This is a genomic window from Streptomyces sp. NBC_01142, assembly GCF_026341125.1.
GTDB lineage: Bacteria > Actinomycetota > Actinomycetes > Streptomycetales > Streptomycetaceae > Streptomyces.
This window is the reverse complement of record NZ_JAPEOR010000001.1, coordinates 130,123-144,351: the sequence shown is the minus strand read 5'-3', so window position 1 is coordinate 144,351 and position 14,229 is coordinate 130,123. Positions and strand designations below refer to the sequence as shown.

The following is a 14,229-nucleotide window of genomic DNA, read 5'->3' as shown; positions in this document are numbered from 1 at the left end:
CTAGTGGGCGGGCTTGAGGGGGAGCAGTGCGCTGATCCGGAAGCCGCCGCCGGGCCGTGGCCCGGCGTCCAGCGTGCCGCCGACCATACCGACGCGCTCGCGCATGCCGATCATCCCGTGGCCGCGGCCGTCGGCGCCGCCGTCCTCGTACAGTTCGTGCGCCGAGCCGCGGCCGTCGTCCTCCACCAGCAGTCCGAGCCCGTCGTCGAAGTAGACCAGGCGCACGCTCGCCCCGGCCTCCGGGCCGCCGTGCTTGCGCGTATTGGTCAGCGCCTCCTGCACGATGCGGTACGCGGTGAGCTCGACGCCGCTCGGCAGCGGCCGCGGCGTCCCTTCGATCTTGAAGTCCACGGTCAGGCCCGCGCCGCGCACCTGCTCGACCAGGTCCTCGATCTGCTGCACATCCGGCTGCGGGACGTACTCACCGCTCTCCGGGGCATCGCCGGTACGCAGTACGCCGAGCAGCCTGCGCATCTCCGCCAGCGCCTGGCGGCCGGTGGTCGAGATGGTCTCCAGTGCCTGCTTGGCCTGGTCGGGGGCGGCGTCCAGGACATAGGCGGCGCCGTCCGCCTGCACCACCATCACCGAGACGTTGTGCGCCACGACGTCGTGCAGTTCGCGGGCGATCCTGGCCCGCTCGGCCGCTACGGCGACCTTCGACTGCGCCTCGCGTTCCCTCTCCAGCCGGGTGGCGCGCTCCTCGAGCTGGGCGAAGTACGCCCGCCGGGTGCGTATCGAGTCGCCGAGCACCCAGGCCAGGACGAACGGAACCGTCGTGATGACCGCGAAGAAGACATGACTGGCGACGCTGCCGTCCTTCTCCACGGGCCAGCGGATCGCCGCGAGCGGAGCGGCGGACAGCCCGCCGACGAGCGCGAGCCGGGCCGCCCAGCGCGCCCCGTCGCGGGCGGCGACGGTGTAGATGATCACCAGCATCGCGAAGTCGGCGGGGTTGACCTCGACATCCAGCACAAGCTGAGCAACGCCCATGGCCGCGGCCAGGACCAGCATTTTCTCCGGCATACGGCGGCGCAGCGCGACCACGAAGCTCAGCACCAGGGCGATCAGAACCGCCGGAACGCGGTGCTGGCCCGGAGTCTGGACCACCCCCAGCATGGCGAACGCGAAGAGCACGACAGCCCAGAAGGTGTCGACGCCCGTCGGGTGTCTGCGGATGAAGTCATAGAGGCGTTGCACGTAACCCAGAGTAGGGACAGGAGATAGGTGCAGGGGTCAACCGGAGGGTCGATCCGGTGAGTGGGCGACTACTCCGCAAGGTGGAGACTTGTCAGCGTGACGTATGACGTGACCGGTGAGACGTGTCAGTGGCGCGGATGGCGGGAAGCGGCTGAGGCCGCTCTGTACGGGTCTGACGGCTTCTATCTGCGGCCGGAGGGACCGGCCGGACACTTTCGTACGTCCGTGCACGCCTCGCCGCTCTTCGCCTCCGCGGTCTCCCGGCTGCTGCACACCACGGCGGAGAATCTCGGTCCCGACGAGGACGAGGTGGCGCTGATCGACATCGGCGCGGGCCGCGGCGAACTGCTCACCGCCGTACTGGCAGCGCTCCCTCCCGGTTTTCCGGTACGGGCGTACGCCGTCGAGCGCGCGGGCCGCCCCGCCGGTCTGGACCCCCGCATCGAGTGGACCGCCGAGCCTCCCGCGGGCGTGAGCGGGCTCCTGTTCGCCAACGAGTGGCTGGACAATGTGCCGGTGGACGTCGCCGAGGCGGACCCGGACGGGGTGGCGCGGTACGTCCTCGTACGGCGCGACGGCACCGAACGCCTCGGCGAACCGGTCTCCGGCCCGGACGCGGAGTGGCTGGAGCGCTGGTGGCCCCTTACGGAGCCCGGCACCCGGGCGGAGATCGGCCGTCCGCGCGACGAGGCATGGGCGAGGGCGGTGGGCACCCTTCGGTCGGGTCTCGCGGTCGCCGTCGACTACGCGCACGCCGCACGGGCACGGCCTCCGTTCGGCACGCTCACGGGCTTCCGGGAGGGCCGGGAGGTACACCCCGTCCCGGACGGCACCTGCGACATCACGGCGCATGTGGCGCTGGACGCCTGCGCGCTGCCGGGGGCGGAGCTGACCACCCAGCGCGAGGCCCTCGCCCGCCTGGGCATCTCGGGCGAGCGACCCCCGCTCGCCCTCGCCTCGACCGACCCGGCGGGTTACGTCCGCGCCCTGGCCTCGGCGGGGGAGGCGGCGGAGCTGACGGCGCGGGGCGGCCTCGGCGACTTCGGCTGGCTGCTGCAACGAAAATGAATCCGGCCCGGCGAAGATCAAACCCGCCCGGCGGAGATCAAGCCCGTCCGGCGATGAAGCACCGGGCTTCGGGACGGAGCCCCGACGGGGGATACTGTCGCCCATGACGGAGACGACGGTCGGCATCGGCGGCGCGGCGGAGAGCACCGACATGGTGCTCAACATCGGTCCCCAGCACCCTTCCACGCACGGCGTGCTGCGCCTCCGTCTCGTACTCGACGGGGAGCGCATCCAGCACGCCGAGCCGGTCATCGGCTATATGCACCGCGGCGCCGAGAAGCTCTTCGAGGCGCGCGACTACCGCCAGATCGTGATGCTGGCCAACCGCCACGACTGGCTCTCCGCGTTCTCCAACGAGCTCGGTGTCGTCATGGCCGTCGAGCGGATGCTCGGCATGGAGGTCCCGGAGCGCGCGGTCTGGACCCGTACGCTCCTCGCCGAGCTCAACCGGGTTCTGAACCACCTCATGTTCCTCGGGTCGTACCCCCTCGAACTGGGCGGAATCACCCCGATCTTCCATGCGTTCCGGGAACGCGAGGACCTCCAGCACGTCATGGAGGAGGTCTCCGGCGGCCGGATGCACTACATGTTCAACCGGGTCGGCGGCCTCAAGGAGGACCTCCCGGCCGGCTGGCTGGGCCGCGCCCGCGAGGCCGTCGCCGCGCTGCGCTCCCGGATGGACATCTACGACCGCCTGGTCCTGGGCAACGAGATCTTCCGGGGCCGTACGCGCGGCGTGGGCGCGCTCTCCGCCGAGGCGGTCCATGCGTACGGAGTGAGCGGCCCCATCGCCCGCGCCTCGGGCGTCGACTTCGACCTGCGCCGCGACGAGCCGTACCTCGCATACGCCGACCTCCAGGACACCCTCAAGGTCGTCACCCGTACCGAAGGCGACTGCCTGGCACGCTTCGAGGTCCTGCTCGACCAGACGCACAACGCGCTGGAGCTCGCGGACGCCTGCCTGGACCGGATCGCGGACCTGCCGCCCGGGCCGATCAACCAGCGGCTGCCGAAGGTCCTGAAGGCCCCCGAGGGCCACACCTACGCCTGGACCGAGAACCCGCTCGGCATCAACGGCTACTACCTGGTGTCCAAGGGCGAGAAGACCCCGTACCGCCTGAAGCTCCGCTCGGCGTCCTTCAACAACATCCAGGCGCTGACCGAGCTGCTGCCGGGGACGCTGGTCGCGGACATGGTGGCGATCCTGGGCTCGCTGTTCTTCGTCGTCGGCGACATCGACAAGTAGACGTCTCCGCAAGTAGACGTCTCCGCGGGTGTCCGGTCCCACAGGAAACCGGCGCCCTGCGGGTAACCGGCCCTGCCGTGCCGGGCGGCGTCAGGAGATCGCGCTGCGCAGCTCCACGACGTCCATCTGCTCCGTCTCGTCGTGCGCAGTCAGGTCGATGACCTTGCCGACCGCGCCCGTGACGGCCGGGCGCTGCGCGGCCGCCAGGGCCTCCTCGCCCACCACATCGGCGAGGTCCTCGTTCTGCACGGCCTCGATCGCCTTCTGCGTACCGGCACCCGCGTCTTCTCCGTCGGCCTTGCCGTCGGCGTTGGCGTTGCCGGTGCCCGTGCCGGTGCCGGTGCCGTCTGCGTCGGTCGTGCCGTCTCCGTTGCCCGTGCCGAAGAAGTCGAAGCCGCCCTCGGGGCGCTTGGCGGGGCGGCGCCGCGGTCCGTACGGCACGATCGTTGCCGCCGCCGGGACGGGACGCCTGGCGGGAAGGGCGGACGACGGGCGGGTGTGCTGCTCTCCCCCGGCGGCCGCCGCGTGCTTCCCCTGCGGCTCGTCCGCCTCACGGGCGCGCTCGGCCAGGTCATGGCGGCGAGCCTCTTCGACGGTGCGCTTCGCCTCCTGAGCGGCGGCGTTGCGCGACAGGTTCTCCAGGGCCTTGGCGGCACGGAGATACGTCGCCGGGGTGGGGGCGGGCCCGGCCGGGAGCAGTGCCTTGGCCGGGGCGGCCGCTTCGAGTGCGAGCTGCCTGCGGCCCTCGAGCGCGGTGGCCCGCTCGGTCTCGGCGGTCGCGTACCGCCGCAACAGCGCGGCGTGTTCCCCGCGCAGCGCAGCGAGCTCGACCCGCTTGGCGCGCAGCTTCGCGTCGAGCTTGGCGCGCAGCTCGCGGGACTCCTCCACGTCCGTCTCGAGCTCGGCTATGCGCTCCTCGGTCTTCCACTGGTCGCTCTCACGGGCGCGCGTGAGCTCCGCGACGCGACGGCCGGCGCTCCGGTCCCAACTGCGCATGAGGACCGCGCCGGTGACGGCCGCGGCCGCCGCCGCGGCGACCAGCGAACGGAGGACCATTGGCTCCGCCAGAAACCACGCGCCGGCGGCACACAGAACCGACGCTCCGGCGACCGCCGAAGGCGGCAGCAGCCTGTGAAGAGGTGGGGAATGACGGTGGCGTCCACGTGGCATGGCCCGAAATTTACCGTGCGTAGACACCAAATGGGGTGTCGGCCCGGCAAATCTCTGAAGGAAGAACGCCGGGCCGGCCCGTCACTACTTCTTGAGCAGGCCCTTGGACTCCAGATACGCCCTTGCCGCGTCCTGCGGCTTCGCGCGCTCGGCGTCCACCTTGCGGTTCAACTCGGCGAGATCCTCGGTGGTCAGCGCCTTGGTGAGCCTGCCGAGGGCGTCGGCTATCTCCTTGGAACCCGCGTCCTTGGCATTGACCACCGGAAGGACGTTGTCGGCGTTCTGGAGCTTCTTGTCGTCGTCGAGGAAGACCAGGCCGTCGATCACCGCGTCCGTGGTGGTGGTGAGCACCAGCTGGTCGTCACCGTCCTTGACCGCCTGCTTGGACTGCGGGGTGCCGACGCCCTTGGGGTCGATGCCCGACACATCGATGCCGTACGTCTTCTTCAGACCCGGCGCGCAGAACGGCCGCACCTCGCACTCGTCGCCCGCCGCGATCTTCACCTTCAGCTTCGACTTCCCAAGATCGGAAAGGGTCTTGAGCTTGTTCTTCTCGGCGAATTCCTTGCTCACCGCGAAGGCGTTCTGGTCGACGGCGGCGCCGGCCGGCAGCACCTTCAGTCCGCGCGGCTCGGCGAGCCCGGTGAGCGCCGCGACGGTGGCGGTGACATCGCTGGATGCCACCGGCTTGTCGTCGGGCGCCTTCGGCCCGTTCACCTTGGCATTGAGGAATTCGGCCATGGTCGCGGCGTATTCCGGTACGACGTCGATCTCGCCCTCCTCCAGGGAGGGTTCGTACAGCTCACGGTTCTTCACGGTGGTGACGGACGTCGAGTATCCGGCGTCCGCCAGGATCTGCGCATAGAGCTCGGCGAGAACCTTGGACTCGGTGAAGGACGCCGCGCCGACGACGAGCGTGCCCTTCTTGCCCGAGCCGCCGCCCGATGCCGAGCCGCCCTTCTCCTGCTCCAGGCTGTCGCCACCGCACGCGGCGAGAGAACCCGTCAGGGCGACCACACCGAGTACTGCTCCCGCGATGCGCGAGGTCTTGCTCATCAGGTTCTCCGTCCACAGCAAAGGGGTTGAAAGCGTTGCCACACGGACTTCATCGACTTCACGGACTTCATGGACTCCACGGACTCCACGTCCTGCGCCGGCTCCACGTTCTGCGCCGACTTCGGTGACCGCACCGACCGCGCGGGCGACACGGACCGGCGGAGGGGGTTCAGCAGCCGGTCGGCCGCCACCAGCACCCCTTCCACGAGCAGCGCGAGCAGCGCCGCGAGGAGCGCGCCCGCCACGACCTGCGGCGTGTTGTACGTGTTGAAGCCGGCGGTGATGATCCGGCCCAGCCCGCCCTGGCCCACCATCGAGGCGATGGTGGCCGTGGCCACCACCTGCACGGCGGCCGACCGCACCCCGGTCATGAGCAGTGGGTAGGCAAGGGGCAGTTCGACCCGCAGGAAGAGCTGTCCGCCCGACATCCCCATCCCGCGCGCGGCCTCCACCACCGCACGGTCCACCGCGCGCATGCCCACATAGGCGTTGGTCAGCAGCGGCGGGACGGCGAAGAGCACCAGGGCGATGATCGTCGGCGCATAGCCGGCGCTGCGCAGCGGTGTGAGCATGAAGAGGGCGAGGACCGCGAAGACGGGGATCGCCCGGCCCGCGTTGGAGATATTGACCGCGAGCGCTCCTCCCTTGCCGAGGTGCCCCAGGCACAGCGCGATCGGCAGGGCGATCGCACAAGCCAGCGCGAGGGCCACCCCGCTGACGTAGACATGCTCGCCCAGCCGGTGCCAGGCACCGCTCTCCCCCGACCAGTGGGAGCCGGTGGTGAGCCAGGTCCACGCGTCGGCCACTACCCCCATCAGCCCGTCCCCTTCGCCGTGCCTGCCTGTGCCGTGCGTATTCGGGTCCAGGGTGTCAGCAGACGCTGGACTCCGAGCAGCAGCAGGTCGGCGACGGCCGCCAGTAGCACACAGAGCACGGACGCGGCCAGCACCTGCGCCTTGAAGGTGGTCTGTACGCCGTCGTCTATGAGATTGCCCAGACCGCCCTTGCCGACCAGCGCGCCGACTGTTGTCAGCGCGATCGTCGAGACCGTCGCGATCCGCAGTCCCGCCATCAACGCGGGCAGCGCCAGGGGCACCTCGACCTCCCAGAGCAGCCGCCCCGGTCCGTATCCCATCCCGCGCGCGGCCTCCCGCGCCTCGGCGGGCACGGCGTCGAGGCCGGCCATGATGTTCCGTACGAGGATCGTGAGCGAGTACAGCACGAGTCCGGTCACCACCAGCGCCGCCGACAGTCCGAAGACCGGCAGCAGCAGCGAGAACATCGCCAGCGACGGAATCGTGTAGAGCAGGGTCGTCAGACCCAGCACAGGACCCGCGAACCGCGGCTTCGCGCGGGCGAGCAGCGCCAGCGGAAAGGCCACGGCGAGACCGATCAGCACCGACACCACCGTGATCCAGACATGCTGGACGGTCGCGTCGGTCAACTCCTGGCTGCGGGTGCGGAGGTACTCCCCGCAGATCCAGTCATTGGCCGCCAGACAGCTCTGCGCAGCGCGTTCCGTACTCATCCACCCCCACCTCCCCAGTCGTACCGAAAGCCATGCCGAACGTATGTCTGGCGACCATATCCCTGAGCACTGACAATCGCCGAGGCCCGCCACAGTGCAGCAACATGGCCTTCACACAACACCGGTCACAATGGGGAACCATGATCCGTTTCGAGCACGTCACCAAGCGGTACCCGGACGGCACCACGGCCGTCGACGACCTGTCCTTCGAGGTCGCCGAGGGCGAACTGGTCACGCTCGTCGGACCGTCCGGCTGCGGCAAGACCACCACGATGAAGATGGTCAACCGCCTGATCGAGCCCAGCAGCGGCCGGATATTCCTGGACGGGGACGACATATCCGCCATCGACCCGGTCCAGCTCCGGCGCCGTATCGGCTATGTGATCCAGCAGGTCGGACTCTTCCCGCACAAGACGGTGCTGGAGAACACCGCGACCGTCCCCCATCTCCTCGGCTGGAAGCGCGGCAAGGGCCGTGAGCGGGCCGCCGAACTTCTCGACCTGGTGGGGCTCGACCCCTCCGTCTACGGCGATCGCTACCCTGAGCAGCTCTCCGGCGGTCAGCGCCAGCGCGTGGGCGTGGCACGGGCCCTGGCGGCCGACCCGCCCGTCCTGCTGATGGACGAGCCGTTCGGCGCCGTCGACCCGGTGGTGCGCGAGCATCTGCAGAACGAGTTCCTCAGACTCCAGTCCCAGGTCCGCAAGACCGTGCTCTTCGTCACGCACGACATCGAGGAGGCCGTCCGCCTCGGCGACCGAATCGCCGTCTACGGGCAGGGCAGGATCGAGCAGTTCGACGCCCCGGCCGCCGTGCTGGGCACCCCCGCGACCCCGTACGTGGCGGACTTCGTCGGTGCGGACCGCGGCCTCAAGCGCCTCTCGGTCACCCCCATCGAGGAGGGCGATCTGGAGCAGCCGCCCGTCGTCCATCTCGACGACCCGCTGCCCCGGGAGCTCGGCTCCCGCTGGGCCGTCGTTCTGGACAGCAAGAACAACCTGCACGGCTGGATCTCCGCCGAGCACGCGCGCAAGAAGGGCTCCGTACGCGAACACGCCCGCCGGATGGAGGCCTGGCTGCCGGTCGGCGCCTCGCTCAAGCAGGCGTTCTCCACGATGCTCCAGCACGACGCCGGCTGGATCGCGGTCATCGACAAGGAGGAGACCGGACGCTTCCTCGGAGTCCTCACCCCCGCCCTGCTGCACGAGGCACTGCGCCGCTCCATCGACGCGGACGCACAGGACATCCCCCGTACCGAGGTCGCGCTGGAAACGATCGAAGCGACTACGCCGCGCTGAGCCGGCCGCTGATCCACTCCAGGGTCGGCGGAATCTCACGCCGCCAGGTGTTGAAGTTGTGCCCGCCACTGTCGAGCGTGATCGACGAAACCCGCGCGGGCGACTTCACCTTCTTGATGAAGTCCAGCGTCGCGCTGCGGTTCCCCTCGCCCTCCTTGGATGTGGTGACCAGGAAGGACGACCTCCCCTGCGGCAGATTGTCCAGGCTCCACAGGAGATTGGCCCGGTTCCTCTCCTTCTTGTCGCCGTGGAACAGATCACCGGTCGTCGGGTCTTCGGCGGCCTTGTAGTAGGCGGAGAGGCCCGCGCCCGCCGCGAACTGCTCGGGGTGGTGCAGCGCAATCTTCAGGGCACAGTAACCACCGGTGGAATTCCCGATAAAGCCCCAGTTCTGCGGCTTGGTCCCCACCCGGTACGTCTCCGAAACAGCCTTCGGCAGATCCTTGGCGAAGAAGGTCTCGGTCTGCGGTCCGCCCGGAATGTCCACACATTCGGTGTCCCGCGGCGGAGCGACGGTCGGCCGCAGCATCACCAGGATCATCGGCTGCATCTTGCCGTCCTTGGCCTGCTGGAAGGCCGTCCTGGGGTACTTCAGCCCCTTGAGCAGGTTCTCCGCGGTCCCGGGGTACCCCGTCAGCACGACGGTGGCCGGAAAGGTGTTCTTCTTGTATTTCGCCTGGAAGTACTCCGGCGGCAGATAGACGTAACCGGGGCTGTCTATCTTCGACTTCTCACCGGCTATGACGATCTTCTGAATCTGGCCACCGGTCGCGGGCTGCGAGCCACCCGGTACATCCAGCTTCTGTTTTCCGACGACCTTGATGTGTTTCCCGCCGGCCGAGTGGTCCACCACGACGCCCAGGTCCTGTTCCTGACCGAAGAGGTCGGCCCAGGAGCCGTAGAAGAGGAAGGAGTTGTTGGCGGCGAAGCCGACCGAGGCGAAGAGCGCGAGCTGGGTGGCCAGCAGCAGTCCGATCCTGCCGGTCACGGCACGCCAGCTGCGGCCGGCGAGGCGCGGCCAGAGCCAGATCGTGGCGGCGAACAGCAGCACCGCTGCCAGGACGGCCAAGGCCAGAACTTTGTTACTGGTCAGACCCATGAGTGACGAAAGCTTTCTTCTTCGAGAATTTCCGGGTGGCGAGTGAACCCGCCTCCCGGAAGTGCCGTCCTAGAGAGCGCAAATCGTCCGGAGCCGACTGACGTGAGGCCCACGGACACAGGATCTCTCGCGGAGCCACGGGAAGCGATGTCTGCAACGATAGATGGGGACAAATCAGGGTTGGTTCCGGATGGGGTACGTCGCATCCTGCGCGGCCCCCGCCCCGAATCGGTACCTGCGCTTGTCGGTACGGCCGCCACACTCATCGGCCTGATCGACATCGCCGCCGGAGTCTTCCCCCGCTTCCGGCACAGCCGGATGCATTCCCTCGCCGAGGTGCTGCCGGGGGCCACCGGTCCCTTCGCGGCGGCGCTCTCGCTGAGCGCCGGCGTACTGCTGCTGCTGCTCGCGCACGGGCTCAAGCGCCACAAGCGCCGCGCCTGGCGGGCCGCCGTGGTTCTGCTGCCCGCAGGGGCCGTTGGGCAGTTCGTCTACCGGCACTCGGTCATCGGCGTACTGCTCTCGCTGGCACTGCTGACGCTGCTGCTGCGCCACCGGCGTGAATTCGCGGCGCTGCCCGACCCGCGCAGCCGCTGGAAGGCGCTCGCCAACTTCGTCCTCATGGGCGCCGGTTCGCTCGGCCTCGGCCTGGTGATCGTCAGCGCCCACCCGGGCAGGGTCGTCGGCAGCCCCAGCCTCACCGACCGCCTCGAGCACGTGCTGTTCGGGCTGTTCGGCTTCGAGGGCCCCGTCGACTATGCCGGCCGGGTCTCCTGGACGGTCGGCTACTCGCTCGGCGCGCTCGGACTCCTGACCGCCATCACCACCATCTATCTGGCCTTCCGCCCCGAGCACCCGGCCGCCCGCCTCACCGAGGACGACGAGCGCCGGCTGCGCGACCTGCTGACGCGGCACGGCGCCCGTGACTCGCTGGGCCACTTCGCGCTCCGCCGCGACAAGGGCGTCGTCTTCTCCCCCAGCGGCAAGGCCGCCGTCTGCTACCGCGTGGTCTCCGGCGTGATGCTCGCCAGCGGCGACCCGATCGGCGACGTCGAGGCCTGGCCGGGCGCCATCGAGCGCTTCATGGACGAGGCCAAGGCGCACTCCTGGACCCCTGCGGTGATGGGGTGTTCGGAGACCGGCGGCGAGGTCTGGACGCGGGAGACCGGTCTGGACGCGCTGGAGCTCGGTGACGAGGCGGTGGTGGATGTCGCGGATTTCTCCCTCACCGGGCGCGCGATGCGGAACGTACGCCAGATGGTGAAGCGCATCGAGCGCAATGGCTACGAAACCCGCGTACGGCGCGCCCGTGACCTGACCGACCCGGAGCTGGAGCAGATCCGCCGGGCCGCGGCCGACTGGCGCGGCACCGACACCGAGCGCGGCTTCTCGATGGCGCTCGGCCGGATCGGCGACCCGGCCGACGGCGAAGCGGTGATCGCCACCGCCCACAAGGAAGACCCCGATTCCCCCTACGGCGACCTGAAGGCGATCATCCACTTCGTGCCGTGGGGTACGGACGGCATGTCCCTGGAACTGATGCGCCGGGACCGCTCCGCCGACCCGGGCATGAACGAACTGCTGATCGTCGCCGCCCTGCAGGCCTCTCCCGGCCTGAAGATCGAGCGGGTCTCGCTCAACTTCGCGATGTTCCGCTCCGCACTGGCACGCGGCGAGAAGATCGGCGCGGGCCCGGTGCTGCGGCTCTGGCGCGGACTGCTGGTCTTCCTCTCCCGCTGGTTCCAGATCGAGTCGCTGTACAAGTTCAACGCCAAGTTCCGGCCACGCTGGGAGCCGCGCTTCGTGGTCTTCCGCAGCACCCGCGACCTGCCGCGCATCGGCTTCGCGGCGATGCAGGCGGAGGGCTTTGTGAACCTGTCGCTCCCCCGTCCCTTCGCCCACCGCCGCCGGGCCCGCCCGGTGCGCCCCTGCGCGCACCTGCCCGTGCCCTCGGCCGAACACGAGGTCCGCGCGGCGTGAGGGCAGTGTGCCGCGCGCCCGATATCGACGGGCGGGCGGCCGGGACACACCGCCGGGGTGCAACGGCGTGACTTCCGGACCGCCCGGCGGGCCTAGGCTGGGCGTATGAGTACGTTGCGCGGACGGGGCACGGCCAGCGGCCTGCCGGAGTGGGATCGCTGTGCGGTCATGGGAGTCGTCAATGTGACGCCCGACTCCTTCTCCGACGGCGGCCGCTGGTTCGACACCACCGCCGCGGTCAAGCGCGGCCTCGAGCTCGTCACCGAGGGCGCCGACCTCGTCGACGTCGGTGGCGAGTCGACCAGGCCGGGTGCCAGCCGGGTCGACGAGGACGAGGAGCTGCGGCGGGTCGTTCCCGTCGTACGCGGCCTGGCGGCCGAGGGTGTCACCGTCTCCGTGGACACCATGCGCGCCGCCGTCGCCGAACAGGCCGTCGCGGCCGGCGCGGTGCTGGTCAACGATGTCAGCGGCGGCCTCGCCGACCCCCGGATGGTCCCGGCCGTCGCCGCGGCCGGCGTCCCCTTCGTGGTCATGCACTGGCGCGGCTTCAGCCAGGACATGAACAGCCGTGCCGTGTACGGCGATGTCGTCGCCGAAGTCGTCGCCGAACTGCGCGAGCGCATGGAGGCGGTCATCGAGGGCGGCATCGAGCCCGAGCGCCTCGTCATCGACCCGGGCCTCGGCTTCGCCAAGCAGGCCGTGCACGACCTCGCCCTGGTCGCCCACCTCTCCGAGCTCCGCGCGCTGGGCCGCCCTCTGCTGGTGGCCGCGTCCCGCAAGCGGTTCCTCGGGCACGTACTGGCGAAGGAGGGTGCCCCGCCGCCCGCCCGGGAGCGGGACGCCGCCACCGCCGCCGTCTCCGCGATCGCGGCGCACGAGGGCGCGTGGGCGGTGCGCGTCCATGAGGTACGGGCGACGGCCGACGCCGTCCGGGTCGCGCGGGCCGTCGAGGGCGCGGGCGCCCGGTGAGCCGTACCGACGTAGAGCAGGTCGAAGAGGCCAACACCACGTTCTACGAAACGATGGAGCGCGGTGACTTCGACGAACTCTCCGGCCTCTGGCTGAACGACGAGATCTCGTGCATCCATCCGGGCTGGCCGGTGCTCTCGGGGCGCGGCGAGGTGCTCCGCTCATACGCCCTGATCATGGCGAACACCGACTACATCCAGTTCTTCCTCACCGATGTGAAGGTGAGCCTGGCCGGTGACACCGCGCTGGTGACCTGCACGGAGAACATCCTCAGCGGCGGCCCGGCCGAGGAGGGCGAACTCGGACCGCTCGTCGGGCAGCTGGTCGTGGCCACCAATGTGTTCCGTCGCACATCGGACGGTTGGAAGATCTGGTCACATCACGGTTCACCCGTACTGGCGGAAAGTGACGAGGAAGAGGACGAGGACACCCCCTCGTAAGGGGGTATGCGGGCATGTGAGGGTTGGAAATCCAGGCGCTCGGGTATGGGCGGCTACCAGCCTTGTGGTGCCCTGTCCATAGCCCCCGTGGGCGGGCGCTGTCGGTGCTCGCAGGTAGATTCGAATGTGGACATGCGCCGCCCGCACGCGGCCCTGTGCCCGCAAGACCTACGACAGCAGGAGTGATTCGCGTGGATCGTGTCGCGCTGCGCGGCCTCAAGGCCCGCGGGCACCATGGCGTCTTCCCCCGGGAGCGGGAAGAGGGCCAGACCTTCATCATCGACCTGGTGCTCGGCCTCGACACCCGCCCGGCGGCGGCAGCGGACGACCTGGCGCAGACCGTGCACTACGGCGTGGTGGCGGAGGAGGTCGTCGCGGTCGTCGAGGGCGAACCCGTCGACCTGATCGAGACGCTGGCGGAGCGGATCGCCCAGAAGTGCCTGAAGCACGACGGGGTCGAGGAGGTCGAGGTGGTCGTCCACAAGCCCGACGCCCCGATCACCGTGCCCTTCGACGATGTCACCATCACGATCACCCGGAGCCGAGTATGAGTGTTTCTTCGTCGTTCCCCTCGAACTGGACGCAGAGCGACCCGACCGTGCAGCCGGTGCCCGCCTCCGTGGTGGAACAGGTCGATGCGGCGGACATCACCCTCTCCAACCCGAAACGGGCCGTGATCTCGCTCGGCTCCAATCTGGGGAACCGCCTGGAGACGCTCCAGGGCGCCATCGACGCCCTCGAGGACACCCCGGGCCTCCGGGTCAAGGCTGTATCCCCGGTGTACGAGACGGAGCCGTGGGGCGTCGCGCCCGGCAGCCAGCCCTCGTACTTCAACGCGGTGGTCGTCATCAAGACCACCCTGCCCCCGTCCTCCCTGCTGGAGCGCGGCCAGGCCATCGAGGAGGCCTTCGACCGGGTGCGGGACGAGCGCTGGGGGCCGCGCACCATCGACGTCGACATCGTGGCGTACGCCGATGTGGTCTCCGACGACCCGGCCCTCACCCTCCCTCACCCCCGAGCCCACGAGCGCGCCTTCGTCCTCGCACCGTGGCACGACGTGGAGCCCGAGGCGCAGCTGCCCGGTCGCGGCCCGGTGGCCGAGCTGCTGGCCGGCGTGGGCGTCGGCAGCGTCCAGCCCCGCGCGGACCTGGAACTCCGGCTGCCCGAGTAGTCGTTAGGCT

General features: G+C 69.8%; 14 protein-coding genes. 8 read left to right on the top strand and 6 right to left on the bottom strand.

Going from position 1 to position 14,229, the window contains the following annotated elements; genetic code table 11:
• Positions 1 to 1,197 carry a sensor histidine kinase gene (locus OG883_RS00760; protein WP_266533477.1) on the bottom strand — a complete coding sequence of 399 codons (1,197 nt, stop codon included), beginning with the start codon at positions 1,195 to 1,197 and terminating at the stop codon, positions 1 to 3.
• 96 nt (positions 1,198 to 1,293) lie between these two features.
• Here OG883_RS00760 and OG883_RS00755 point away from each other — a divergent pair, with 96 nt between their 5' ends.
• Together OG883_RS00755 and OG883_RS00750 are read left to right on the top strand one after the other, a co-directional pair.
• A complete protein-coding gene (locus OG883_RS00755; RefSeq protein WP_266533474.1) occupies positions 1,294 to 2,265 on the top strand; it encodes an SAM-dependent methyltransferase in 972 nt (323 codons plus the stop codon).
• A 103-nt stretch (positions 2,266 to 2,368) separates the two neighbouring features.
• A complete protein-coding gene (locus tag OG883_RS00750; protein WP_266533471.1) occupies positions 2,369 to 3,511 on the top strand; it encodes an NADH-quinone oxidoreductase subunit D in 1,143 nt (380 codons plus the stop codon).
• A gap of 90 nt (positions 3,512 to 3,601) precedes the next feature.
• On the opposite strand, the gene OG883_RS00745 is transcribed toward OG883_RS00750, so the two are convergent.
• The 4 genes from OG883_RS00745 to OG883_RS00730 form a co-directional block, all read right to left on the bottom strand.
• Positions 3,602 to 4,681, bottom strand: a complete 1,080-nt coding sequence (locus tag OG883_RS00745; RefSeq protein WP_266533468.1) for a hypothetical protein — start codon at positions 4,679 to 4,681, stop codon at positions 3,602 to 3,604.
• Between the two features lie 84 nt (positions 4,682 to 4,765).
• Complete coding sequence (locus OG883_RS00740; protein ID WP_266533465.1) at positions 4,766 to 5,737, bottom strand: ABC transporter substrate-binding protein; 972 nt, start codon at positions 5,735 to 5,737, stop codon at positions 4,766 to 4,768.
• On the bottom strand, positions 5,737 to 6,552 hold the full coding sequence (locus OG883_RS00735; protein WP_266533463.1) for an ABC transporter permease: 816 nt from the start codon (positions 6,550 to 6,552) through the stop codon (positions 5,737 to 5,739). Before OG883_RS00735 ends, OG883_RS00740 begins: the two co-directional genes overlap by 1 nt.
• On the bottom strand, positions 6,552 to 7,265 hold the full coding sequence (locus tag OG883_RS00730; RefSeq protein WP_266533460.1) for an ABC transporter permease: 714 nt from the start codon (positions 7,263 to 7,265) through the stop codon (positions 6,552 to 6,554). Before OG883_RS00730 ends, OG883_RS00735 begins: the two co-directional genes overlap by 1 nt.
• A gap of 140 nt (positions 7,266 to 7,405) precedes the next feature.
• Between OG883_RS00730 and OG883_RS00725 the strand changes: the two genes are divergently transcribed.
• A complete protein-coding gene (locus OG883_RS00725) occupies positions 7,406 to 8,560 on the top strand; it encodes an ABC transporter ATP-binding protein (RefSeq protein WP_266533457.1) in 1,155 nt (384 codons plus the stop codon).
• Here the strand turns inward: OG883_RS00725 and OG883_RS00720 are convergent.
• A complete protein-coding gene (locus tag OG883_RS00720; protein ID WP_266533455.1) occupies positions 8,547 to 9,659 on the bottom strand; it encodes an esterase family protein in 1,113 nt (370 codons plus the stop codon). The two genes, OG883_RS00725 and OG883_RS00720, sit on opposite strands and share 14 nt — an antisense overlap.
• 147 nt (positions 9,660 to 9,806) lie before the next feature.
• On the opposite strand from OG883_RS00720, the gene OG883_RS00715 reads away from it, so the two are divergent.
• The 5 genes from OG883_RS00715 to folK all read left to right on the top strand — a co-directional run bounded on the left by OG883_RS00715 (position 9,807) and on the right by folK (position 14,219).
• Complete coding sequence (locus OG883_RS00715; RefSeq protein WP_266533452.1) at positions 9,807 to 11,639, top strand: phosphatidylglycerol lysyltransferase domain-containing protein; 1,833 nt, start codon at positions 9,807 to 9,809, stop codon at positions 11,637 to 11,639.
• A gap of 105 nt (positions 11,640 to 11,744) precedes the next feature.
• Positions 11,745 to 12,608, top strand: a complete 864-nt coding sequence (gene folP, locus OG883_RS00710) for a dihydropteroate synthase (protein ID WP_266533450.1) — start codon at positions 11,745 to 11,747, stop codon at positions 12,606 to 12,608.
• Complete coding sequence (locus OG883_RS00705; protein WP_266533448.1) at positions 12,605 to 13,048, top strand: nuclear transport factor 2 family protein; 444 nt, start codon at positions 12,605 to 12,607, stop codon at positions 13,046 to 13,048. Before folP ends, OG883_RS00705 begins: the two co-directional genes overlap by 4 nt.
• A 191-nt stretch (positions 13,049 to 13,239) precedes the next feature.
• The gene (gene folB, locus OG883_RS00700) at positions 13,240 to 13,599 is read left to right on the top strand and encodes a dihydroneopterin aldolase (RefSeq protein WP_266533446.1); all 360 of its coding nucleotides are present in this window, start codon (positions 13,240 to 13,242) and stop codon (positions 13,597 to 13,599) included.
• A complete protein-coding gene (gene folK, locus OG883_RS00695; protein ID WP_323180857.1) occupies positions 13,596 to 14,219 on the top strand; it encodes a 2-amino-4-hydroxy-6-hydroxymethyldihydropteridine diphosphokinase in 624 nt (207 codons plus the stop codon). The genes folB and folK overlap by 4 nt, the downstream gene beginning before the upstream one ends.
• Positions 14,220 to 14,229: the final 10 nt, after the last annotated feature.

Coding starts and splice junctions, on each gene's coding strand:
- OG883_RS00750 (WP_266533471.1), top strand. CDS start 2,369: ATGACGGAGACGACGGTCGGCATCGGCGGCGCGGCGGAGAGCACCGAC.
- OG883_RS00745 (WP_266533468.1), bottom strand. CDS start 4,681: ATGCCACGTGGACGCCACCGTCATTCCCCACCTCTTCACAGGCTGCTG.
- OG883_RS00740 (WP_266533465.1), bottom strand. CDS start 5,737: ATGAGCAAGACCTCGCGCATCGCGGGAGCAGTACTCGGTGTGGTCGCC.
- OG883_RS00735 (WP_266533463.1), bottom strand. CDS start 6,552: ATGGGGGTAGTGGCCGACGCGTGGACCTGGCTCACCACCGGCTCCCAC.
- OG883_RS00730 (WP_266533460.1), bottom strand. CDS start 7,265: ATGAGTACGGAACGCGCTGCGCAGAGCTGTCTGGCGGCCAATGACTGG.
- OG883_RS00725 (WP_266533457.1), top strand. CDS start 7,406: ATGATCCGTTTCGAGCACGTCACCAAGCGGTACCCGGACGGCACCACG.
- OG883_RS00720 (WP_266533455.1), bottom strand. CDS start 9,659: ATGGGTCTGACCAGTAACAAAGTTCTGGCCTTGGCCGTCCTGGCAGCG.
- OG883_RS00715 (WP_266533452.1), top strand. CDS start 9,807: ATGTCTGCAACGATAGATGGGGACAAATCAGGGTTGGTTCCGGATGGG.
- folP (WP_266533450.1), top strand. CDS start 11,745: ATGAGTACGTTGCGCGGACGGGGCACGGCCAGCGGCCTGCCGGAGTGG.
- folK (WP_323180857.1), top strand. CDS start 13,596: ATGAGTGTTTCTTCGTCGTTCCCCTCGAACTGGACGCAGAGCGACCCG.